Source organism: Serratia sp. TMDUHS_CL (assembly GCF_037137105.1).
Taxonomy (GTDB): domain Bacteria; phylum Pseudomonadota; class Gammaproteobacteria; order Enterobacterales; family Enterobacteriaceae; genus Serratia; species Serratia nevei.
This window is the reverse complement of sequence record NZ_JBBBDV010000001.1, coordinates 335,230-357,086: the sequence shown is the minus strand read 5'-3', so window position 1 is coordinate 357,086 and position 21,857 is coordinate 335,230. Positions and strand designations below refer to the sequence as shown.

Below are 21,857 nucleotides of genomic sequence, written 5' to 3'. Positions count from 1 at the left end.
CGTGGTGTTAATGATGATGTTCATCATTACCCTTGATAGCGATATCAACCCTTATCCTTAATAAGCGCCTATTACGCCGGCTCTTTAGCCCGACGTAATAGACAGTCTGTTGCGGGCTGTCACCTTGATTACCTTTCTGCCCTGGCTTTATTCATAACCGGCCGCTTCGTCAATCAATCCCGCCACCTCTGCGGCATGGGAAACCAGCGAAGCATGACTGGCATCCAGCACCATAACTTTCTTGGCCCGCAGCCGCTGCGCCATGTGCCGCTGATTCTCCGGCGCTATCATGCGATCGTCGCTGGAGAGCTGATACCATGACGGTTTATGTTTCCATGCCGGTTCGCCGATGGTGTTACCGAAGGTATCGGCCAGCGGAGCCTTCTGCGCCACCGCCATCACCAGCGCTTCGTCGGCAGTCAGATCCTGGCAAAAGCTCTCGTGAAACTTGTCGGCTTTGATCCACAGATAGCCGTCGCTGTCCGGGGCCAGATTCGCCACCGCCGCAGGAGGATGCGCTTGCGTAATACCGCCGGGGCTTTCTCCGGCGTCCGGCGCAAAGGCGGCGATGTAGACCAGGCCGACCACGTTAGGCAGGTTGCCCATTGCCGTGATCACGGCACCACCGTAAGAGTGCCCCACCAACAATACCGGCCCCGCTTGCTGCGCGACCATCTTGCGCGTGCGTTCCGCATCCTCAGCCAACGAGGTCAGCGGCATTTCCACCGCATGCATCGCCGAATATCCCCTACGCGACAACTCGAGGATGACCTTACTCCAGTGCGCGGCGCCGCCCCAGAATCCGTGTACCAGCACGATAGTGGGTTTTGTGCTCATTGCCGACTCCTTCATCTTAGGGAAGCGCTATAGACAGATAAACTGCAGCCCTTAAGGGGCGCGCCTTGCTACCGGCGACGTCACGCAGTCCTCATTTTTATATAGTCAGGCTCGCGGCGTTCGGCAATAGCTACGACGGGTTAACGCACGCGATTTCCCGGCATCGCCATGGCCTATCCACGCAGCGTGCAAAGCAAAAAACGGGATTAAAACTAGGATTTTTACCCATACCGATCTAAAATCTCGCGCAAAAACAAAGAGAAGTAAATTTAGCTCACCGGGAAAAGGAATGAAGTTGTGAAGGAAATGATCTCCATCGTTTTTATGGCATGCCTGCTGGCGCTGCTGTTTTCGTGGCTGTTCGTCTACGGTCTTAACATTCATTAAACCTGCGGCGGCAATAAATCCCCCTCCCTGGCTGGCAAGCAGCGCATCGGGACGATGCGCTAAAACCGCCCCCCAAAGTGCCCACGAAAGCAAAACCTGACGCCATCCCGCCTTAACCTTTCCGCCCACAGATACATCAATAATATTTACGGATAACAGTCCTATCCCCTTTCTGCGTCCCTCGTCGACTTTTTTCTGACCTGGCGTAGCCCCCCAAACAGAGGGCTTGCCAGACGCAAAATGTTACCGGTAACTATGTTGTTGATTTCTTTTTGTAATAACCGGAAAGCCGTTAATAACCCTACGTTCTTTATAGAAATAAATTATGCATTCTTATGGATAAAGGTATGAATAAACGGCCTTTGGTCATTGATTATCACCCGCCAAGCTCCTAGAATTCGCGCGTAAAAATACAACTGGGATCGGGTTTCATGTCGTCGCTGTGGGTTGCAACGCAATACTGTTATTTTATTGGTCTGTTAGTTTCTATGATTTTCACCTACCTGGTTAGCCGGGACACCGTCAAAATACGCTGTATCAGCGCACTGACCATCGGGTTAACCTGGCCGTTGAGCCTGCCGGTCGTGTTGCTGTTTTCGCTGTTCTAATCCCCCAACAGACCTCGCGGCGGGTTTGGGTTTTTAAACAGCCATGCTAATGAAAAAGGGAAGGCCGCCGGCGTCGCGGATTTTTGGCGTGGGATAAAAAAACGCCAGCGCAAGGCTGGCATGAAAACTGGAAGCAATGTGAGCAATGTCGTGCCGGCTCGGGGGGCACAGAAGGAGACAACCCTTTCCCCTCACCGGCGAAAAGATGATAATACGTCTCATTATTGATTGTAAAGTCATTTCCCTGCGCAACGTTTTCCCTTTGGGAAAATATCAGCCGCGCGGCGCTCGCCAGCACCGATACAACCGCCCCGTCCCCCACACCAGCAGCCACAGAAAAATATTCATCCCCAACCAGAGCATCAGCAAGTAGAAGAAAGTTTGATAACCGGGTATGCCCCGGTCGGCCAAAAACGGGTTGAAGTGCAAAAATTTGACGATCGCGAAGGGGTTAAGATTGAAACGGTTGAACACGGCCGCCGTCAACAGCGGCGGCAACAGCGTGTAAAACGCCAGGCTGAACAGCAGCAGAATCTTAGTGCCCGAAGTGTTTTTATAATCTTTCATATCAATATATTGCGTCTTTCACCATGGTGCAGAAACCGCCAAATAGTCACACGCCAGCCGACCCCGCGCACGAAAAAGAGTTCCAGGCCAGCGCGGAAATAAAGCCGATCCTGTGTTTAATCGTCATTTAGCGCGCGGGTGATATATACCCTGTGAATTTTAAATTACGATGCCGCCGCGCCGTCTTCAACCGCAGCGTTTGCCGGGCATCATCAGGAGGCATTAATGAAACCGGACGCACTCGCCCTGCCGCCGAGCCCGAAAAAGCTCAAAGTAATCTACGGCTGGTATATTTACGTGATCTATATCCTGCTGGTTTTCAACATTTACATGGCGGTCTACAACGTCTGCGTTCGGCATCCGCTTGAGGCGCCCCTGCTGTCGCTGTTTCACAGCCTGTTCCTCGCGCTGATGCTGCAGCAGGTGCTCAAGAAGAACGTCGTTTTCGCTTGGATCTTGCTGAGTTATTTTATCCTGATGCGCCTGTATTACGCCAATGTGCTGCATGTTGAATTCACGCTGGTGAGCCGCGGCCTGGTGCTGCTGATTCTGACGCTGCTGCTTACCGGTGCCGTGGCCGTCGGGCAACTGGCCACGCCCCCGCAGCGGCATGACTGGCTGGCGCGGCTGGGTTGGCGGCAATGGGGCGCTCTCACGGCGCTGGCGGCCATCCTGACCCCGTTGATTACCACTGACTACCTGGGGTAAACACGGCGCTATTTGGGGATATGGGGCTCGGAAATGTCTACGATGCGACATATTTTGGTGTAGTTGCCCGCCTTCTCACAGATCTTGTCCGTGACAAACACGCTAAGATAGCCCAGCAGCAGCAAGTAGCCAACCATGCACAGAATAAAGATAAGCGTTCTCACCGATAGCGACCAACCAGACAAGAGTATCCCAAGCATCATAACCTGAACGCGGCGCTTTAAAAGGATTTCATGTGCGCACCGGCCGCATCGGCGCACGTTCTGTAGTAACATTAAGCTACCACGCCAACCACCGGAAACGCCGATGCACCATCTGATGTTAGATATTGAAACCCTGGATATAAAACCCAGCGCCGTCATCCTGGTGGTTGCGGCGGTGTTTTTCGATCCCCGAACCGGGGAGCTGGGCGCCGAATTCGAAGCCGCCGTCAGCAGCCAGAAAGACCAACCGGGCCGTACCATCAGCCTGGATACGGTCGCCTGGTGGGCGAAACAGTCCGATGAAGCGCGCAAGCAGGCCTTCGGCGGCACCGAGAGCCTGAAGCGCGTGCTGAGCAGCCTTAGCCGCTTCATCCATATGAACAGCACCGATACGGTGAAAGTCTGGGGCAACGGCAAAGAGTTCGACTGCGCGATCCTCGAGCACGCCTTCCAGCAGCTGGAAATGCCCTGCCCGTGGAAATTCTGGGATACTCAGGACGTACGCACGGTGATCACGCTGGCGGAACTGCACGGCTTTAACCCGAAAAAGACCCGCCCGTTCGAGGGCATGCCGCATCGCGCGCTGGATGATGCTCGCCACCAGGCCCGCTATGTGGCCGATACCGTCTCGGCGCTCTATTACCGCCAGGGGGCGCAGCGCTGACCCGCTTTGCCCCTTTTCATTTGCCGCCAGAGTCTCTACTCTAGCCCTCTTTGTCACTCGGACGTGCCTTTCCTGTTATGCAAAAGTTTCTGTTTATGCTTCTCAGCCTGGTGCTGCTCGGCCCATTAGGCATCGATCTTTACCTGCCGACCATTCCCGCCATTGCCGTCGGCCTCGGCAGCAGTGAAGCGCTGATCCAATCCACCATATCGCTGTTTATACTGGTGCTCGGCCTCGGCCAGGTCATCGCCGGCCCGCTGGTCGATAACTATGGACGCAAGCCGGTGGCGCTGGCCGGCATTATCCTCTACATGATCGGCGCCGCGATGGCGGCGCTGGCCACCAACCCGACTGTTTTCATCGCTTCGCGTCTGCTGCAAGGGGTGGCGGTTTGCTGCACCGCCGTCGTCGCCTTCAGCGGCGTGCGCGATCGCCTGAATGGCGACGACGCCGCCCGCGCTTTCGGTTTTCTCAACGGCACGCTAAACATCATCCCAGCGCTGGCGCCGCTGCTCGGTGGCCTGCTCGCCGAAGCCTTCGGCTGGCGCGCGCCTTTCTGGTTCCTGGTCGGCTATGCGCTGCTGGTGTTGGCGCTCATCGCGCTGCGCTTGCCGGAAACCCGCCCCGCTGATACCGTGCCGGTCAAAGGGCTGCCGGTGCGCCAATACGCGCGCATCCTCAGCGAACGCCGCTTCCTCTCCTTTGCGGTGGTGAACTCCGGGGCGATGGGCATGGCGCTGACCTACGTTTCTCTGGCACCGAACGTGCTGATGGGTACCGCCGGCCTGACCCCGCTGCAATTCTCGCTGGTGTTCGGCGCCAACGGTTTCTGGATCATGCTGGTGAGCTTCTTCGCCAACCGCATCATCCACAAGGTCGGCCGCCCGGTTTGTCTGGCGACCGGCGGCATGTTGATGGGGCTGGGCTGTCTGGGCCTGCTGCTGGGCGTCATGCTGTTGCCTGCAACGGCACAAGCGCACTGGCTGGCGTATATGCTGCCGGTCGCCAGCGCCTGCGCTGGGTTGGCGTTCGTGATGGGCCCGGCCACCAGCTACGCGCTGGAGCCGTATTCCAATGAGGCCGGCGTCGCGTCCGCGCTGGTCGGTTTCGTGCAGATGGCGGGCGGCGCCGCGCTGGGTTTGGTGGCGATGGCGTTGCCGCTGCAACCCAAGCTCTCGCTGGCGCTGGTGATGCTGGCAGGCTGCCTGCTGGCGCTGCATGCGCGGCGGCTCAGCAAGCAGATTAAAGGGCAGATTAGAAAAGTCGCCTGAGCCGCGGCTCAGGCTTCGGTGACGACCGGCACCCGCGCCGCTAAGGCCGACAGCAGCTCATAGCCTAACGTCCCTGCCGCCGTGGCCACCTCGTCCACCGGCAGGCGTTTCCCCCACAGCTCCACTTCGGCGCCCAGTTCGACTTGCGGACAGGGCGTCAGATCCACCGCCAGCATGTCCATCGATACCGTTCCCAGCGTGCGCGTCAGCACACCATCCACCCATACCGGCGTACCGGTCGGCGCATGGCGCGGATAGCCGTCGGCATAGCCGCAGGCCACCACGCCGATACGCTGCGCGCCGGCGGCGCTGTAACGGCCGCCGTACCCCACGCGATCGCCAGACTTCAGCTGTTGAATGCCGATGATCTCGCTGCTCAGCGTCATCGCCGGCTGCAGCCCCGTCGCCGCAACATCATTCCAGCAACCGCTCGGCGAAGCGCCATACAGAATGATCCCAGGGCGGACCCAGCTACCATGGGTCGAAGGGTGCCACAGCGTAGCGGCCGAGTTGGCCAGGCAGCGCGGCAGCGGTATATCGGTAGCCGCCGTCTCGATAGTGGCCATCTGCTGGGTTACGCCTTCCGGGCCGTCGGCGGTAGCGAAATGGCTCATCAGCGTCAGTTCGGCGATATTGGCAACCGCCTGCGCCCTTTGCCACACCTCGCGCAGCCGCTCGGGTACGAACCCCAACCGATTCATGCCGCTGTTCATTTTCAGATAGACATTGAGCGGCGCGCTCAGCGTGGCGTCGGCGATCGCCGCCAGCTGCCAGTCGCTGTGCACCGCCGTCGTCAGGCGATAACGATCGAGCAACGCCAGATCCTGCGGCTGGAAGAAACCTTCCAGCAGTAGAATCGGCCCTTGCCAACCCGATTCGCGCAACAGCACCGCTTCGGCCAGATCCAGCATGGCGAAGCCGTCGGTTTGCGCCATGCTGCGCCAAACGTGTTTGATACCGTGGCCATAGGCGTTGGCTTTGACCACCGCCCACACTTTGGCGCCGGGGGCGAAACGGCGCACCACCTGCAGGTTATTTTCAATCGCGCCGAGATGCATCGTGGCGGTTATGGGACGGGGCATCGGTTCTCCTTGGGGCAGCATACAGCGGCCACGCGCGCCTGCGCGTGGCCGGGAAAGTCTATGACAGCGTCGACGATTAACGTGCGGGATGCACGTCGTTCAGCGGAACCACGTGTTGCTGGCGAAACCCGGCGCTGTAACGCGCCACCGCCAGATCATCGGAAGGGATCGCCGGCGTAATACCGGACATCAGGTCGGACAACAGCTGCCCGGAACCGCAGGCCATCGTCCAGCCCAACGTGCCATGCCCGGTATTGAGATACAGGTTCTTCAGCGAAGTGCGGCCGACAATTGGCGTGCCGTCCGGCGTCATCGGCCGCAGGCCGGTCCAGAACGTCGCGTCCTCCACTCTGCCGCCGTTCGGGTAGAGATCGCGTACCACCATCTCCAGCGTTTCGCGCCGTTTTTGCTCCAGCTGCGTGTTGAAACCGACGATCTCCGCCATGCCGCCAACGCGAATACGCTGGTCGAAGCGCGTGATGGCGATTTTATACGTCTCATCCAATACCGTAGAGAACGGCGCCGCCGCTTCGTCGGTGATAGGAATGGTCAACGAATAGCCCTTCAGCGGGTAAACCGGTATCGACACCAGGCCGCGCAGCAGCGCCGTGGAGTAGGAGCCGAACGCCACCACGTAGCTATCGGCCTTGAACACTTCCTCGCCACACTGCACGCCGGCGATCTTGTCGCCCTCCACCAGCAGACGATCGACGCTGCGGTTGAACAGAAAAGTCACGCCCGCCTGCTCTGCCATCTTCGCCAGCTGTTGCGTAAACAGCTGGCAATCGCCGGTCTCGTCGTTCGGCAGCTGCAGACCACCGGTCAGCTTGTGCGCCACCTGGGCCAGCGCCGGCTCAACGCTGGCGAGCTGGCTGGCCTCCAGCAGCTTGTAAGGCACCCCGGCATCTTCCAATACCGCAATGTCTTTCGCTGCGTTTTCGAACTGTTGTTGGGTGCGGAACAGCTGCAGCGTGCCGCCCTGGCGGCCTTCGTACTGGATGCCGGTTTCCTGCCGCAGCGCCTTGATACAGTCGCGGCTATATTCTGCCAGGCGCACCATGCGGCCTTTGTTGGTCATGTAGTGTTCGGTGTTGCAGTTTTTCAGCATCTGCCACATCCAGTTGAGCTGGAAGCTGCTGCCGTCGAGACGGATCGCCAACGGCGCATGGCGTTGGAACATCCACTTGATGGCCTTCAGCGGCACGCCCGGCGCCGCCCAGGGAGCGGCATAGCCCGGTGAAATCTGCCCGGCGTTCGCCGCGCTGGTTTCCAGTGCAGGACCTGGCTGACGATCGATCACCGTCACCTCATGCCCCGCCTTCGCCAAATACCAGGCACTGGCTACGCCCACCACTCCACTACCTAAAATCACCACTCGCATCGCTGACTCCAGCTCAAGGCTTCACAAAGCATAATCTTCTGCTCACAGGAAATTAACTCAGTGAAAAAATCCGTCCAACAACTTCATCATCAAACGTGACAATATTCACAATTAATTTATCGTCGATGGGTTCTGCATTTGCAATAGCCACCTGAAAATAGCGATAAGATGCGGTTTAAGGGGGGATACGGCGTCAGAGCACCGCTGATTCGATAGCAATGCTAGCAATGATAGCAAGAAAAAAAAGGCGTGATAAGTAACAATGATTTAACAGAATATAAAAATACCACTCATCACATAATCAGAATAAAAAACCAATAAAATTAAAAAAACCAAAACAACAGACAAAGAGAGGCGTTTCTCCTCGCAGCAGAAAAATCGCGTAAAATTTCAGCGAAAAATTAACCTTTATTTTACTACCGGAATAAAACGACCGATTACCTCAGCCCCGCCCGTTTAGGTTGAGTGCTGCAGCACGATATGAACGTTAAAGCCAGAAGCAGCTCCTAAAGTTCATATTGTCGCTCTTCCGGAGAATCCCTTATGTTCATCGCCCTCTACCGCTTCTCAGTCAAACCCGGACACGAACAAGCCTTTCGCCAGGCTTGGCTTGAATTAACCCAAGGCATTTATCTGCAGCGCGGCAGCCTCGGCTCCCGCCTGCACCGTGATATGGGCGGGCAGTTTATTGGCTACGCGCAGTGGCCAAGCCGCGCTGCATGGGAAAGCGCCGGTGATATTCAGTTGGATGAGCGCTATCGTCACGCCCGGGAACGAATGCGCGCGACGTTATTGGCGGATGAAACGTTATTTGAAATGGCAGTGACGGACGATTACCTGCAAATCAGACCGTTTGGCTGAGCACAAGCCCACGCAAGCGGGCTTGTGGTTGCGGGGGAGCGGCATCAATGATGCAGCATCTCGTCCACGACTTCTTTAGTCTGCAGCTGGAAGGGATAATAGGTCGGCCAGTTGTCCATCTCTTTCAGCAACGCCTCCTGCGACGTATTACCCATAAAGATATGGAAATGCGCCGATTTGCGCGGGCCGATAATGTGATCGCTGAACTGCACGAATTTCGGCGCCAGGCTGCCGGCATCCTGGCATTCGAACAGATAACGCACGCCCTTTTTACCAGAGACATACGTCAGGATCTTATGCCCGGCGTACTTATACTGACAGGCGCTGGATTGGTCGCCGCGATGAAACTCCATGACGCCGTTCTCAATGCCGATGGTATCCACATCGGTGGCGTACCCTTTGCGGTAATAGGCCTTCACTTCTTCGAAGGTCTTGCTCTTATCCTGCTCCGCCTTCTTCTTGAACACCGGATCGAGATCCCCATTGAGCAGATAAGGATACACGGATTGCCACACGCCCTCCCAATCCGCCAGGTCGCGATCTTTGACGTCTTTATCGTCGAATATGCCCGCTTCCGCCTTTTTTTCCACTTCCGTCAGCGGCTTGCCATGTGAATGATGCCCGTGGGCAAGCGCCTGCCCACCGATAAACAACGCTGCCAGCGCCACCGCCAGTTTGCCAAAATGCCTCGCCAAAAGATGCTCCTTGTCCGTCATTGAGAATGACGAAAAGTTACAATATAACATAACAAATTTCAATCCCTGCCGCGCTACAGAGTCCCTATTGCGCCCCCCAGCCGCAGGGTTATACTCGAAGAGGAAGCGCGGCGCTGGCCGCCTTCTGCCGGGACGGACGCGGCGCCGGCGGGCGCTGGATTGACTGCCGTTCGTTCCCCTGCGTACCGACATTTTTATTTCACTGATTTGCAACGGTTAATTATGACTTGAACTATGCTTGTTACAGGGTCTGCCGTTTGAGCAAGACCCGTGAATAATGAGGGTGCGCTGATGACTACTTCAACACATGAAAAGGTTAAGGATGATAAACGTCTGAGCGATGGACCGGACTGGACGTTCGAGCTGCTGCAGGTGTATTTGGAGCAGATCGACCGCGTCGCCAAGCATTACCGGCTCGACACCTACCCCCATCAGATCGAGGTGATCACCTCCGAGCAGATGATGGACGCCTATTCGAGCGTCGGCATGCCGATCAACTATACCCATTGGTCCTTCGGCAAGAAGTTCATCGAAACCGAACAGCGCTACAAACAGGGCCAGCAAGGGCTGGCCTATGAAATCGTCATCAACTCCAATCCCTGCATCGCCTACCTGATGGAAGAGAACACCATCACCATGCAGGCGCTGGTGATGGCGCACGCCTGCTATGGCCACAACTCGTTCTTCAAGAATAACTATCTGTTCCGCAGCTGGACCGACGCCAGCTCCATCGTCGATTATCTGCTGTTCGCCCGCCACTACATCAGCCAGTGCGAAGAACGCTACGGCGTCGATGAAGTGGAGCGGTTGCTGGACTCCTGCCACGCGCTGATGAACTACGGCGTCGACAGGTACAAACGCCCGCAGAAAATCTCCCTGGTAGAAGAGAAAGCGCGCCAGAAAAGCCGCGAAGAGTATCTGCAAAGCCAGGTGAACACGCTGTGGAAGACCCTGCCGCGCGTCGAACGCGAAGAGTCGCCGGAGCAGGCGCGCCGGTATCCGAGCGAGCCGCAGGAAAATATCCTCTATTTCATCGAGAAGAATGCGCCGCTGTTGGAACCCTGGCAGCGTGAGGTGCTGCGCATCGTGCGCAAGGTCAGCCAGTATTTTTACCCGCAAAAGCAGACTCAGGTGATGAACGAGGGCTGGGCCACTTTCTGGCACTACACCATCCTCAACCATCTGTACGACGAGGGTCGGGTGACCGAGCGGTTTATGCTGGAGTTTTTGCACAGCCACACCAACGTGGTGTATCAGCCGCCGTATAACAGCCCGTACTATAACGGCATCAACCCATATGCGCTGGGCTTCGCCATGTTCCAGGACATCAAGCGCATCTGCCAGTCGCCAACCGAAGAAGACCGCTACTGGTTCCCGGACATCGCCGGCAAAGACTGGCTGGACACCTTGCACTTCGCCATGCGCGACTTCAAGGACGAAAGCTTTATCAGCCAGTTCCTGTCGCCCAAAGTGATGCGCGATTTCCGGTTGTTCACCGTGCTGGACGACGATCGCAACAACTATCTGGAGATTGCCGCGATCCATAACGAAGCCGGTTACCGGGCGATCCGCCAGGAGCTGTCGGCGCAATACAACCTGAGCAACCATGAGCCGAACATTCAGATCTGGAACGTGGACCTGCGCGGCGACCGCTCGCTGACGTTGCGTTACATCCCGCAGGAACGCGCACCGCTGGATAAGAGCCGCCGCGACGTGTTGAAGCACCTGCATCGCCTGTGGGGCTTCGACGTGATCCTCGAGCAGCAAAACGAAGATGGCAGCGTGGAGTTGCTCGATCGTTGCCCGCCGCGGCCGACGCCGCTGTAACCGCCACAACGACAAAGGGCGCCAAATGGCGCCCTTTCTTATTTCATAAATACGCGATTAGCGACGCGCTTCGGTCAGATCGCTCGGCATGGTGCCCTGCATGCTCTGCCAAATCGCCCCGCTGTCTTTACCGTAGTTGCGCACGGTATCCATCACCTGGTCGTACAGCTTCTCATGGCACAGCGTGGACAGCTTGCTGTAGAAGGTCAGCGCCAGCTTGCGCGCTTCCGGGTTGGAGAAGTAGTAACGGCCCACGCGGGTGTACAGCCCTTTCAGGCCGTTGAAAATCAGGCCGTAGATCGGGTTGCCGGAAGCGAACGCCAGGCCGCGGAAGATTTCGTAATCGAGCAGATTGAAAGCGTCCGCCTGATCTTCTACCTCGGCGGCCTTCGCCAGCACTTCCTGGGCCTGTTCCGGATGATTGCGCACCGCGGCGCGAATAAAGATCGACGCGATATTGGTGCGCACCGACAGCAGGTTGTCGATCAGCTGCGGGACGCTCTTGTGATCGAGACGGGCCACGGTCTCAAGGATATTGAGGCCGGACGTTTCCCAGAAATTGTTCACTTTGGTCGGTTTGCCATGCTGAATGGTCAACCAGCCATCGCGGGCCAGACGTTGCAACACTTCACGTAACGTGGTGCGCGTGACGCCAATCAACTCTGAAAGCTCACGCTCCGCGGGCAAAATAGAGCCAGGGGGGAAGCGATTATTCCAAATACTCTCAATAATGTACTCTTCCGCGAAACCGGCAGGACTCTGCGCCTTTATGACCATGTGTTTGACGTTCCGTTGCGACGATAAAATCAGTAAAAGTAATCAGCTCATCATACCAGATCGTGCTGACATGACATAGCGTGAGCGAAAAACAATAAACGAAAGTGTGCATAAAGTGGCAAAAAACGCGCAAAAACACCGGCCGGCAGAAATTTGCCGCCGTAAAACAAGCTCCGGTTGCGCCCGCCCCCGCCGCATTGTTAGGGTACGTGCTACGACTGATTTAAGGATGCATAAAGGACAATGGAAACAACCCTGCGCAGCGCCCTGCTCAAAAACTTTCTGGGGCAATCTCCCGACTGGTACAAACTGACTATTCTCATTTTCCTGGCGGTCAACCCCTTGGTGTTCTTCTTCGCCAGCCCGTTTGTCGCGGGTTGGCTGCTGGTGGTCGAGTTCATTTTTACCCTGGCAATGGCGTTGAAATGCTACCCGCTGCTGCCGGGCGGCCTGCTGGCGCTGGAGGCTGTGGCCATCGGCATGACCAGCCCGGCGCAGGTCTCGCAGGAAATCGAACATAACCTGGAAGTCTTGCTGCTGCTGGTCTTTATGGTGGCCGGCATCTACTTTATGAAGCAGTTGCTGCTGTTCGTCTTCACCAAGCTGCTGCTCAACATCCGGTCAAAAACGCTGCTGTCGCTGGCGTTCTGCCTGGCCGCCGCCTTCCTTTCCGCCTTCCTCGACGCGCTGACGGTCGTGGCGGTAGTGATTAGCGTGGCCACCGGCTTTTATTCCATCTATCACAACGTGACGTCGAATCGCCCCGATGGCGACATCGGCGATGACAGCGATTTCACCGGTGAAGAGCGCAAGCAGACGCTGGAACAATTCCGCGCCTTTCTGCGCAGCCTGCTGATGCACGCCGGCGTCGGCACCGCGCTCGGCGGAGTCATGACCATGGTGGGCGAGCCGCAAAACCTGATCATCGCCAAAAGCGCGGGCTGGGGTTTTATCGATTTCTTCCTGCGGATGGCGCCGGTCACGCTGCCGGTGTTGGTGTGCGGCCTGCTGGTCTGTTGGCTGGTAGAGCGTTTTCGCCTGTTTGGCTATGGCGCGCAGTTGCCGGCGGCAGTGCGCGACGTACTGAAAGAGTATGATCGCAAAGCCACCGCCGGCCGCAGCAGGCAAGAACGCCTCAAGCTGGTGATGCAGGCGCTGATCGGCGTTTGGCTGGTGCTGGCGCTGGCCTTCCATCTGGCGGAGGTTGGGCTGATCGGCCTGTCGGTGATCATCCTCGCCACTTCCCTGTGCGGCGTGAACGACGAACACGCCATCGGCAAAGCGTTCCAGGAAGCGCTGCCGTTCACCGCCCTGCTGACGGTGTTTTTCACCGTGGTCGCGGTGATCATCGAGCAACACCTGTTCAGCCCGGTGATCCAGTTTGTGCTGCGCGCCGACCCCGCCTCTCAGCTTTCGCTGTTCTACCTGTTCAACGGCCTGCTGTCGTCGGTTTCCGACAACGTGTTCGTCGGCACGGTTTACATCAACGAGGCGCGCACGGCGCTGGAGACCGGCACCATCGCGCTGAAGCAGTTTGAGCTGCTGGCGGTTGCCATCAATACCGGCACCAACCTGCCTTCGGTCGCTACCCCTAACGGCCAGGCCGCGTTCCTGTTCCTGCTGACGTCGGCATTGGCGCCGCTGGTGCGTCTGTCGTATGGCCGCATGGTGTGGATGGCCCTGCCTTATACGGTGGTGCTGACGGTGGTCGGTCTGCTGTGCGTCCAGTTCACGCTGGAGCCGGCGACCGAGCTGCTGACGCAGTGGCATTGGCTGGCGCTGCCGCCCATCGACGCCGTCGGCCACTAAGGCGGCGCCGGCAGGGTGAACCGACTATTTTTACGCTGAATCCGGCCCAGGTGGCTGGCAGCGAGAAGGAATTGGTTTACACTGCCGGTTCAATTGCTTACTGCATGGAAGAATCTAGATATGTTGCAATTCTTTAACCGCTGTTCACAAGGACGCGGCGCCTGGCTGCTGATGGCCCTGACAGCGTTGGTGTTGGAACTGGTCGCGCTCTATTTCCAGCACGTTATGCTGCTGCAGCCCTGCGTCATGTGCATTTACGAGCGTTGCGCGCTGTTCGGCATCCTCGGCGCCTCGCTGGTGGGCGCCATCGCGCCGAAAACCCCACTGCGCTATGTGGCGATCTTGCTGTGGATCTACAGCGCCTGGGAAGGCGTACAGCTGGCGTGGAAGCATACCATGATCCAGTTGCACCCTTCGCCGTTCAATACCTGCGATTTCTTCGTCAGCTTCCCTTCGTGGCTGCCGCTGGACAAATGGCTGCCGGCGGTGTTCCACGCTTCCGGCGACTGCTCCGTGCGCCAATGGCAGTTCCTGACGCTGGAAATGCCACAGTGGCTGGTCGGCATCTTCGGCGCCTATCTGCTGGTGGCGCTGATTGTGCTGATCGCACAATTTGTTCGCCCCCGTCGCCGCGACCTGTTCGGCCGCTGATCGGCAGACAAACAAAAAACGGCGCCGAAAGGCGCCGTTTTTTTAGGGTATTACGGTCAAATTCAGAAATAACCCCATTTCAGGTATGTGTAAGGAAATAAACGAGCACAATCAGCGCTCCAGCCACGGCAAACAGACGGATCATTTTCATTGTTATACTCTCGAACATGCGGGAGAGCGGCCAAATTACCCAACTTATCGTTTAAAAAGAAGCATTCCGGCTCGGTTAAGCGCGTAATTTACATAACATTAAACTTCTGCGATGTTGGCGGGCAACAACGGGCGGCGCCAGCGCTTTCCTTTCGGCCTTAGGACAGCAATAAATTACCGTTACTTATGAACCACTGCGTCTTTGTCACATTCAGAGCACAATATTTTGGTGAAGTTTGCCCATAAAATCCTTATAGTATCGGCAAAGTGAGTATTACCGATTTCCCTGGTGTTGTTGTGTGTCTTGCCCCTCATCTTTGCAGGGGCTTTTTTCCTTCCTTCCCCTTTATCCCAAGCCCCGCTCACCGTTCGCGCACTAATGATTAAAATCATTCGCGATGCTTTCCTTATGCTAAATGACGTTGTGATTTTCACCCTTTCTTTCGGTGAGCCAGGCCCTGTCTCTGGCTGACTGCATAACGTCAATGACATCAAGGACACGATTCTATGCCGGATACCGCATTGCCCCCTGCATCTCAGCGCCCCCTCCTGCGCCGCCTGCTGCTTAAAGCCGGGAAAAGATTCCTGCGCTGGAACGGCGAATTTCAGACCCGTCATTCGCTAATCTCGACTACGCCGCAGATCGGTAATCACGAATTTAACTGGGTGGCCACGCTGGAAGCCCATTGGCCGGCAATTCGGGAGGAGTTGGATCGGCTGCTGGAGCATCCGGAAGATATTCCCGCGTTCCACCAAATATCGCCGGATCAGAAACGCATCTCTAAAGGGGATAACTGGAAAACCTTCGGGCTGTTTGTCTACGGGCAGCGGGTTGATGAGAACTGCGCCATTTGCCCGCGCACCGCACAGGCGGTCAGCGAGATCGCCGGCATGCGCACCGCGATGTTTTCGATTCTTAAACCGCACTATCACATCGTGCCCCACAAGGGCCCGACCCGTGCCGTGGTGCGTGCGCACCTGGGGTTGATCGTGCCAAAGGATCGGGAAAAGCTGTGGATCCGCGTTGACGATCAGATCCTGCACTGGGATGAGGGCAAAGTGATTCTGTTTGATGATTCCTACGAGCACGAGGTCCGCAACGACACCGACGAGCTGCGTGCGGTGCTGTTTCTCGATATCGACCGGCCGATGGACAAGGTGGGTACGGCGGTGAATAAACTGCTGTTCAGCCTGATCAAAGCCAGCCCGTATGTGAAGCAGCCGCTGAAAAATCTGGCTAACTGGCATCGCCGCGATAAAAAAGCGTGAAGTGGCGGTTATGCCATAACCCCCACGCCCGTCGGTAGCGCGCCAGATAGCGCAGAGGGCGGAATGTCTGAATACGCCGCCCTCGTGCTGCCCAAGGGGTGACGTTACCTGGCCCAGTCCGGCTTGTTGAGGATATGATCCTGCCAGTCCACGACTTCGCTCTCGCGCACCGCGATATGCCGCACCGTGATGCGCTCGCCGTGCATCGCCGCCTTGGAGCCACTCAGCAGCGGGTGCCAAGAGAACAGCGGTTTGCCTTCACCGATCAGGCGATAGGCGCAGGTCGGCGGCAACCAATCGAAGGTCGTGAGGTTCTCGCGCGTCAGTTTGATGCAGTCCTCTTCCAGCTCGAAGCGCCGCTCATAGTTACGACATTGGCAGGATTTGATGTTGAGCTGGTTGCAGGCTACGTTGGTAAAATAAATCTCGTCGGTATCTTCGTCGATCAGCTTATTCAAACAGCATTGCCCGCACCCGTCGCACAGCGATTCCCACTCTTGTTCTGACATTTCCGCCAGCGTTTTCTGTTGCCAAAAAGCGAGTTGTGACATGTTAGCGTCCGGTTTCGGTAAATGGATAAGTCACCTGCGCACAGGTTCGAGGGGGGACTATATAGACATTTTAGCCACAAGATGCAAGCTTTGCCGCCGACGGCGCCGGCGGCAAGAGAGATCAGATCACGCGGGTGCTGAGCGTTTTGCCGTTCAGGCTGATTTTCAGCATGTCGCCGGAGGCCATCGGGCCCACGCCCTGCGGCGTGCCGGTCAGGATGATGTCGCCGGCGCGCAGCGTGAAGAAACGGCTCATGTAGCTGATAAGCGGCAGGATCGGCGTGATCATGTCACGCGTATTACCCTGCTGGCGCAGTTGATCGTTAACGGTCAGCGACAGCTCGGCATTTTGCGGATCGCCGAATTCCGCCACCGGGATAAACCCCGACATCGGGCAAGAACCGTCGAAGGCCTTGGCCTTTTCCCAAGGCTGACCGGCTTTTTTAAAGCCCGCCTGCAGATCGCGCAGCGTCAGATCGAGCGCCACACCGTAGCCGGCGATCGCCCGCGCAACGCGGTCTTCGTTGGCCTGTTTCAACGGCGTGCCGATCAGTACCGCCAGCTCCACCTCATGATGCACCGCACCGAACTCTTTGGGGATGGCCACCGGCTGGCGAATGTCGCACAGCGCCGTTTCCGGTTTGATGAACACCACCGGCTCGACGGAAACCGCGCTGCCCATTTCCTTGATGTGATCGGCGTAGTTACTGCCGACGCAGACCACCTTGTTCACCGGGAAATCGAGCAGCGAACCCTGCCAGTCTCTATGTTGATACATACCGCTTCTCCCAAACTGTAGAGGCTTGGCGCGCCAAGCCGATTATTGGTGTGCCGGATCAATGCCCGATCGCGTCCGCCATCATACCCACGGCGAGGGCGAAATAGTAAGAGCGATTCCAGTGCATGAGGGTGCGAAAATTATCATAGACCAGGAACGTCCGCCCCTGCAGATCATCCGGCGCGATGATCCAACCGCGCTGAACAGCGTGCGGCAAGGCACTGCCATCCGCACGACGCACCCCGCGTTGTTGCCAGGCGTTGACGCTGCGCGCCTGCGCGTCTTTCAACCCCAGCTCGGCCCGATTGAAACCGGCGGGCAATTTGACCTCGCGCCCCCAGCCGATGCCGGCCTGCCAGCCTTCTTTGGACAAATAACTGGCCGTAGACGCGAAGACATCATCAATGTTGTTCCAGATATCGATGCGCCCGTCACCGTCGCCGTCCGCCGCGTAGCGCAAGAAAGAGCTCGGCATAAACTGGCATTGCCCCATTGCGCCGGCCCAGGAGCCTTTCAGCGGCGTATCGCCGACGTGCCCCTGCTCGACTATCTGCAACGCAGCCATCAGCTCCTGGCTGAAAAAGGCCTCGCGGCGCCCTTCAAACGCCAGCGTCGCCAGCGCAGACACCACGTCTTCCCGCCCCTGAATCTTACCGTAGGCGCTTTCCATGCCCCACAGCGCGATGATATAGCGCCCCGGCACCCGATAGCGCTCGCTGGCGCGCGTCCATTGCGCCTGGCGCTGCCGGTACAGTTCGCGCCCCTGGCGCACCTTGGCGGGCGACATTACACGCCGCAGGTAGTCATCCAGGGTGACCTTCTGCTCCGGCTGATTGCGATCGGCCTTGATCACCCGATCGACGAAATGTATTTGCGCAAAAGCACGGTCAAGGGTGCTCTGGCTGATGCCCTGCTCCCGCGCCTGGCGCTTGAGTTGCTCGACATACGCCGGAAACTGCGCCGGATCCCGGCCGCTCGCCGCCAGTGTCGCCTCCTGTGCCGCCTGCGGCGCGCCCGGTATCAGCACACCGCCCAGCGCCAGCCAGGCGGCCAATACGGTTCTTCTCGCCGAACGTGTCATCGCGCCTCCCCTGGCCGTGGCCGCCGTCTCAGGCCTTGTCGCCCGCCAGATGCTGATTGAGCAGGTTTTCTACCGGCGGCGGGAACTGCAGGTAATAGCCTTCGTCTTTCAACGCCTGCTTCACCTTTTCGATATCCGCCGAGGCCAATTTCTTGCGCTCATCGAGCGAAAGCATCATGGCGAATTGCGGCACGCCGAAACTTTTCATCAGCTCTTCCGGCACACGAGAGAAATCGTCTTTTTTTTCGACATAAAGATAAGTTTGATCGCGTTTCGGGCTTCTATAGATCACACAAAGCATTTTTTTAACTCTATTTAATTGAGGGAGCGTCTTGCCTGGATATAACTCTGACTATAACATGCTTATAGTACATCGGAATATCGCACCCCGAGTGGTATTCCGGGGATTTAAAGTTGCTGAGACTGAGTCAGGATAGATGTCACAATCGCCAATTGAGCTAAAAGGCAGCAGTTTTACCCTATCGGTTGTTCATTTGCATAATTCGCAGCCTGAGGTAATACGTCAGGCGTTACAGGAAAAAGTTGAGCAAGCGCCCGCTTTTCTGAAAAACGCCCCTGTTGTTATCAACGTCGCAACGCTGGATGGCGATGCGAACTGGAAAGAACTTCAACAGGCTGTCGCGGCAGCAGGTCTGCGCGTTGTGGGTATCAGCGGTTGCAGAGATGAACGTCAAAAGCGCGCGATAGCCCGTGCCGGGCTGCCGCTGCTGAGCGAAGGCAAAGGCCAGAAGATGGCGGCGCCGGAGCCTGTGCCTGCGCCCGTGGTGGCGGATAACGCCCCCGCCAAAACGCGTATCATCAGCACGCCTGTCCGTTCCGGCCAACAGATTTACGCCCGCAACTGCGATCTTATCGTGACCAACAGCGTCAGCGCCGGCGCCGAATTGATTGCCGACGGCAACATTCATGTCTACGGCATGATGCGCGGTCGCGCACTGGCAGGCGCGTCAGGCGACACGCAATGTCAGATTTTTTGCACCCACCTGGCGGCTGAGCTAGTCTCTATCGCAGGGCAGTACTGGTTGAGCGACCAAATCCCGTCCGATTACGTCGGGCAGGCCGTACGACTCAGCCTGCTGGATAACGCTTTAACCATACAACCTTTAAACTAAGCCCTTTTGACAAGGAATCCATTTCATGGCACGCATTATTGTTGTTACATCGGGTAAAGGGGGCGTTGGCAAGACCACTTCGAGCGCGGCCATCGCTACCGGCCTGGCCCAGAAAGGCAAGAAAACCGTCGTGATCGATTTCGATATCGGCCTGCGTAATCTTGACCTGATCATGGGCTGCGAACGTCGGGTAGTGTATGATTTCGTGAACGTGATTCAGGGCGATGCCACGCTGAATCAGGCGTTGATCAAAGACAAACGCACTGAAAACCTCTATATCCTGCCTGCTTCGCAGACGCGCGACAAAGACGCGTTGACCCGCGAAGGCGTTGAAAAAATTCTCAACGATCTCGGCGAGATGGATTTTGACTTCGTGGTGTGCGATTCACCGGCCGGTATCGAAACCGGTGCGCTGATGGCGCTGTACTTCGCCGACGAAGCTATCATCACCACCAACCCGGAAGTGTCTTCGGTACGCGACTCCGACCGTATCCTGGGCATCCTCTCTTCCAAGTCACGCCGCGCCGAGAAAGGCGAATCGCCAATCAAGGAACACCTGCTGCTGACCCGTTACAACCCGGGCCGCGTCAGCCGTGGCGACATGCTGAGCATGGAAGACGTGCTGGAAATCCTGCGCATTCCACTGGTGGGTGTGATTCCGGAAGACCAGTCCGTGCTGCGCGCTTCCAACCAGGGTGAGCCTGTCATTCTGGATGCCGAGTCAGACGCCGGTAAGGCGTACGACGATACTGTTTGCCGCTTGTTGGGGGAAGAACGCCCATTCCGCTTCATTGAAGAAGAGAAGAAGGGTTTCCTGAAACGCCTTTTTGGGGGATAAACCATGGCCTTATTAGACTTCTTTCTGTCCCGCAAAAAACAGACAGCCAATATAGCCAAGGAACGGCTGCAGATTATCGTCGCAGAGCGTCGTCGCGGGGACAGTGAGCCCCCGTATCTGCCTGATCTGAAACGCGATATTCTGGCGGTTATTTGCAAATACATTCAGATCGATCCTGAAATGCTGCACGTGCAATTCGAGCAGAAAGGGGACGATATTTCGGTACTTGAACTTAACGTGACATTACCGGAATCGGAAGAAGCAGCTAAATGATTGCGACGCATTAATTACCCCCTGTATATTTTATGCAGGGGGTAACTGTATGTGCATCCAGTTATTAAGCTTTATCGCCAGCAAAAAAGTGATTTTTCCCTTTGGGACAATTCCCAATTAACTTTGCCGCCGCCTCGTTTAAAGTAAATTCTGGCCAGATTTACCTTCAACGCATTATTTCCTGCCTATATTCACCCGAGCAGAGTTTCCCTACCCTGCCCTGGTGATAATCAGCGATTAATAATCTTTCAGGATGTCCTGCAGCGGTGCCATTAATAGATCGCCGCGCCAGCCGCTGATTAATTCAGGGCGACTTTCGCCGTCCTTCAGTTTCCAATGCCAGTTCAGCAATTGGTTAATTTGGCGACGGGATGCCAGCAGTTCGCTGCTCAACCCGCTTTGCTCGCTGACGGCAGCGATCGCCGCCTTGATGTCTTTGAACACCTTCTTGTAGCCCGGCTGATCGATAAGGTTAGCCAACGGCGCCGGCAACTCGGATTCTTCCAGCGCTTCGGCTTCCGCCACCAGCGCCAGCAGCGTTTTACCGTGATAACGGATCTCCGGCCCGCTCAGGCCCAGCGAATCCAGTTCTCCCAGCGAAGACGGCATATAGCGCGCCACCTGCCACAAGTTTTCCTCACGCACCACGAAGTTCACCGCCAGATCGCGCTCGCGTGCCTGGCGCAGCCGCCATTCCGCCAGCTTCTGCAGACAACCGAGCTGACGCGGGCGCAGCTGCCAGGCGTTGCTGATTTCGCGGTAGGCCAATGCCGGCGCCAGCGTCTCGCTACGGCGCTGGCACAGCAGCAGACACTCGTTATTGGCCGCCGCGGTCCAACCGGCCTCTTCCGTCTCCTGCACCAGCTGTTTGGCCATCGGCAGCAGATAGAACACGTCGGCAGCCGCGTACACGCACTGCCTTTCAGTCAGCGGACGCGCCAGCCAGTCGGTGCGCGACTCGCTCTTGTCCAGCTCAACCTTCATGTACTCCGCCACCAGCGTCGCGAAGCCACAGGAAAGCGGCCGGCCGGTAAAGGCCGCCAGGATCTGGGTATCGACCATCGGCGTCGGCAGCGTTTTAAAGGCGTTGAGAAACACTTCGAGATCTTCACTGCCGGCATGCAGGAACTTCACCACGGCGGTGTCGGCCAGCAGGTCAACAAACGGCTGCCATTGCTTGATCGGCAGAGGATCGATGAGGGAGAGTTGTTCACCGTCGTAGAGCTGGATCAGGCCCAGCTGCGGATAGTAGGTGCGCGTTCTGACAAACTCGGTGTCCAGCGCAATCTGGGCATGCTTTCTCGCCTGCTCGCAGACCTGCTGCAATCCGGCATCGGTAGTGATCAACTGATAATTCAAAACATCATTCTCTTGTAGGATTCAAACACAACAACGCCGGCATTCACCGGCGTTGTTGATAGTCAGGCGCGAGAGC

Annotated in this window: 25 protein-coding genes; 12 read left to right on the top strand and 13 right to left on the bottom strand. The window is 57.2% G+C overall.

Annotated features, from left to right (window positions below):
• Window positions 1–147 precede the first annotated feature (147 nt).
• Together WCL58_RS01775 and WCL58_RS01770 are read right to left on the bottom strand one after the other, a co-directional pair.
• Window positions 148–837: an alpha/beta hydrolase gene (locus WCL58_RS01775; RefSeq protein WP_049201689.1), complete on the bottom strand. Its 690-nt coding sequence runs from the start codon at window positions 835–837 to the stop codon at window positions 148–150.
• A 105-nt stretch (window positions 838–942) separates the two neighbouring features.
• A complete protein-coding gene (locus WCL58_RS01770) occupies window positions 943–1,353 on the bottom strand; it encodes a hypothetical protein (protein WP_127554725.1) in 411 nt (136 codons plus the stop codon).
• Window positions 1,354–1,655: 302 nt separating this feature from the next.
• On the opposite strand from WCL58_RS01770, the gene WCL58_RS01765 reads away from it, so the two are divergent.
• Window positions 1,656–1,832 (top strand): GhoT/OrtT family toxin, encoded by a 177-nt coding sequence (locus WCL58_RS01765; protein WP_033634815.1) that lies wholly within the window; start codon window positions 1,656–1,658, stop codon window positions 1,830–1,832.
• 273 nt (window positions 1,833–2,105) lie between these two features.
• Here the strand turns inward: WCL58_RS01765 and WCL58_RS01760 are convergent, their stop codons facing one another.
• On the bottom strand, window positions 2,106–2,399 hold the full coding sequence (locus WCL58_RS01760) for a hypothetical protein (RefSeq protein ID WP_087762700.1): 294 nt from the start codon (window positions 2,397–2,399) through the stop codon (window positions 2,106–2,108).
• A gap of 225 nt (window positions 2,400–2,624) precedes the next feature.
• Between WCL58_RS01760 and WCL58_RS01755 the strand changes: the two genes are divergently transcribed.
• The 3 genes from WCL58_RS01755 (at window position 2,625) to WCL58_RS01745 (ending at window position 5,245) form a co-directional block, all read left to right on the top strand.
• Window positions 2,625–3,107, top strand: a complete 483-nt coding sequence (locus WCL58_RS01755; protein ID WP_060423854.1) for a hypothetical protein — start codon at window positions 2,625–2,627, stop codon at window positions 3,105–3,107.
• A 306-nt stretch (window positions 3,108–3,413) separates the two neighbouring features.
• Complete coding sequence (locus tag WCL58_RS01750; RefSeq protein WP_060423857.1) at window positions 3,414–3,974, top strand: 3'-5' exonuclease; 561 nt, start codon at window positions 3,414–3,416, stop codon at window positions 3,972–3,974.
• A 77-nt stretch (window positions 3,975–4,051) separates the two neighbouring features.
• Complete coding sequence (locus tag WCL58_RS01745; protein WP_060423860.1) at window positions 4,052–5,245, top strand: multidrug effflux MFS transporter; 1,194 nt, start codon at window positions 4,052–4,054, stop codon at window positions 5,243–5,245.
• A gap of 8 nt (window positions 5,246–5,253) precedes the next feature.
• On the opposite strand, the gene dadX is transcribed toward WCL58_RS01745, so the two are convergent.
• Window positions 5,254–6,327, bottom strand: a complete 1,074-nt coding sequence (gene dadX, locus WCL58_RS01740) for a catabolic alanine racemase DadX (RefSeq protein WP_336850370.1) — start codon at window positions 6,325–6,327, stop codon at window positions 5,254–5,256.
• A gap of 76 nt (window positions 6,328–6,403) precedes the next feature.
• A complete protein-coding gene (locus WCL58_RS01735) occupies window positions 6,404–7,708 on the bottom strand; it encodes a D-amino acid dehydrogenase (RefSeq protein ID WP_336850368.1) in 1,305 nt (434 codons plus the stop codon).
• 543 nt (window positions 7,709–8,251) lie between these two features.
• Here WCL58_RS01735 and WCL58_RS01730 point away from each other — a divergent pair.
• Window positions 8,252–8,569: an antibiotic biosynthesis monooxygenase family protein gene (locus tag WCL58_RS01730; protein WP_084827699.1), complete on the top strand. Its 318-nt coding sequence runs from the start codon at window positions 8,252–8,254 to the stop codon at window positions 8,567–8,569.
• Window positions 8,570–8,613: 44 nt separating this feature from the next.
• Here the strand turns inward: WCL58_RS01730 and zinT are convergent, their stop codons facing one another.
• Complete coding sequence (zinT, locus tag WCL58_RS01725) at window positions 8,614–9,264, bottom strand: metal-binding protein ZinT (RefSeq protein ID WP_033634825.1); 651 nt, start codon at window positions 9,262–9,264, stop codon at window positions 8,614–8,616.
• Window positions 9,265–9,576: 312 nt separating this feature from the next.
• Here zinT and WCL58_RS01720 point away from each other — a divergent pair, with 312 nt between their 5' ends.
• Window positions 9,577–11,112: a SpoVR family protein gene (locus tag WCL58_RS01720; RefSeq protein ID WP_004932268.1), complete on the top strand. Its 1,536-nt coding sequence runs from the start codon at window positions 9,577–9,579 to the stop codon at window positions 11,110–11,112.
• A gap of 57 nt (window positions 11,113–11,169) precedes the next feature.
• Here WCL58_RS01720 and fadR read toward each other — a convergent pair whose 3' ends face one another.
• Complete coding sequence (fadR, locus tag WCL58_RS01715) at window positions 11,170–11,889, bottom strand: fatty acid metabolism transcriptional regulator FadR (RefSeq protein WP_025303107.1); 720 nt, start codon at window positions 11,887–11,889, stop codon at window positions 11,170–11,172.
• 243 nt (window positions 11,890–12,132) lie between these two features.
• Here fadR and nhaB point away from each other — a divergent pair, with 243 nt between their 5' ends.
• Window positions 12,133–13,698 carry a sodium/proton antiporter NhaB gene (gene nhaB / locus WCL58_RS01710; protein ID WP_197652949.1) on the top strand — a complete coding sequence of 522 codons (1,566 nt, stop codon included), beginning with the start codon at window positions 12,133–12,135 and terminating at the stop codon, window positions 13,696–13,698.
• Between the two features lie 120 nt (window positions 13,699–13,818).
• On the top strand, window positions 13,819–14,349 hold the full coding sequence (gene dsbB / locus WCL58_RS01705; RefSeq protein ID WP_033643335.1) for a disulfide bond formation protein DsbB: 531 nt from the start codon (window positions 13,819–13,821) through the stop codon (window positions 14,347–14,349).
• A gap of 330 nt (window positions 14,350–14,679) precedes the next feature.
• Here the strand turns inward: dsbB and WCL58_RS01700 are convergent, their stop codons facing one another.
• Window positions 14,680–14,892: a hypothetical protein gene (locus tag WCL58_RS01700; RefSeq protein ID WP_060439787.1), complete on the bottom strand. Its 213-nt coding sequence runs from the start codon at window positions 14,890–14,892 to the stop codon at window positions 14,680–14,682.
• Window positions 14,893–15,006: 114 nt separating this feature from the next.
• Between WCL58_RS01700 and WCL58_RS01695 the strand changes: the two genes are divergently transcribed.
• Complete coding sequence (locus WCL58_RS01695) at window positions 15,007–15,768, top strand: aspartyl/asparaginyl beta-hydroxylase domain-containing protein (RefSeq protein WP_197795048.1); 762 nt, start codon at window positions 15,007–15,009, stop codon at window positions 15,766–15,768.
• Window positions 15,769–15,872: 104 nt separating this feature from the next.
• On the opposite strand, the gene WCL58_RS01690 is transcribed toward WCL58_RS01695, so the two are convergent.
• From WCL58_RS01690 to WCL58_RS01675, 4 genes are all read right to left on the bottom strand, one after another.
• Entirely contained in the window at window positions 15,873–16,319 is a 447-nt protein-coding gene (locus WCL58_RS01690) for a YcgN family cysteine cluster protein (RefSeq protein ID WP_336850364.1), read from the bottom strand.
• Between the two features lie 121 nt (window positions 16,320–16,440).
• The gene (locus tag WCL58_RS01685; protein ID WP_004932286.1) at window positions 16,441–17,097 is read right to left on the bottom strand and encodes a fumarylacetoacetate hydrolase family protein; all 657 of its coding nucleotides are present in this window, start codon (window positions 17,095–17,097) and stop codon (window positions 16,441–16,443) included.
• Between the two features lie 58 nt (window positions 17,098–17,155).
• Entirely contained in the window at window positions 17,156–18,178 is a 1,023-nt protein-coding gene (locus WCL58_RS01680; protein ID WP_060423888.1) for a lytic murein transglycosylase, read from the bottom strand.
• Window positions 18,179–18,206: 28 nt separating this feature from the next.
• A complete protein-coding gene (locus tag WCL58_RS01675) occupies window positions 18,207–18,479 on the bottom strand; it encodes a YcgL domain-containing protein (RefSeq protein ID WP_004932294.1) in 273 nt (90 codons plus the stop codon).
• A 136-nt stretch (window positions 18,480–18,615) separates the two neighbouring features.
• Here WCL58_RS01675 and minC point away from each other — a divergent pair, with 136 nt between their 5' ends.
• The 3 genes from minC to minE are packed head-to-tail and all read left to right on the top strand — an operon-like array spanning window position 18,616 to window position 20,422.
• Window positions 18,616–19,311, top strand: coding sequence for a septum site-determining protein MinC (gene minC, locus WCL58_RS01670; RefSeq protein ID WP_084827697.1), 696 nt, complete (start codon window positions 18,616–18,618; stop codon window positions 19,309–19,311).
• A 25-nt stretch (window positions 19,312–19,336) separates the two neighbouring features.
• Window positions 19,337–20,149, top strand: a complete 813-nt coding sequence (gene minD, locus WCL58_RS01665) for a septum site-determining protein MinD (protein WP_016927452.1) — start codon at window positions 19,337–19,339, stop codon at window positions 20,147–20,149.
• A gap of 3 nt (window positions 20,150–20,152) precedes the next feature.
• On the top strand, window positions 20,153–20,422 hold the full coding sequence (gene minE / locus WCL58_RS01660; RefSeq protein WP_004932303.1) for a cell division topological specificity factor MinE: 270 nt from the start codon (window positions 20,153–20,155) through the stop codon (window positions 20,420–20,422).
• A 237-nt stretch (window positions 20,423–20,659) separates the two neighbouring features.
• Here the strand turns inward: minE and rnd are convergent, their stop codons facing one another.
• On the bottom strand, window positions 20,660–21,781 hold the full coding sequence (gene rnd, locus WCL58_RS01655; RefSeq protein WP_038877158.1) for a ribonuclease D: 1,122 nt from the start codon (window positions 21,779–21,781) through the stop codon (window positions 20,660–20,662).
• Between the last annotated feature and the right edge of the window lie 76 nt (window positions 21,782–21,857).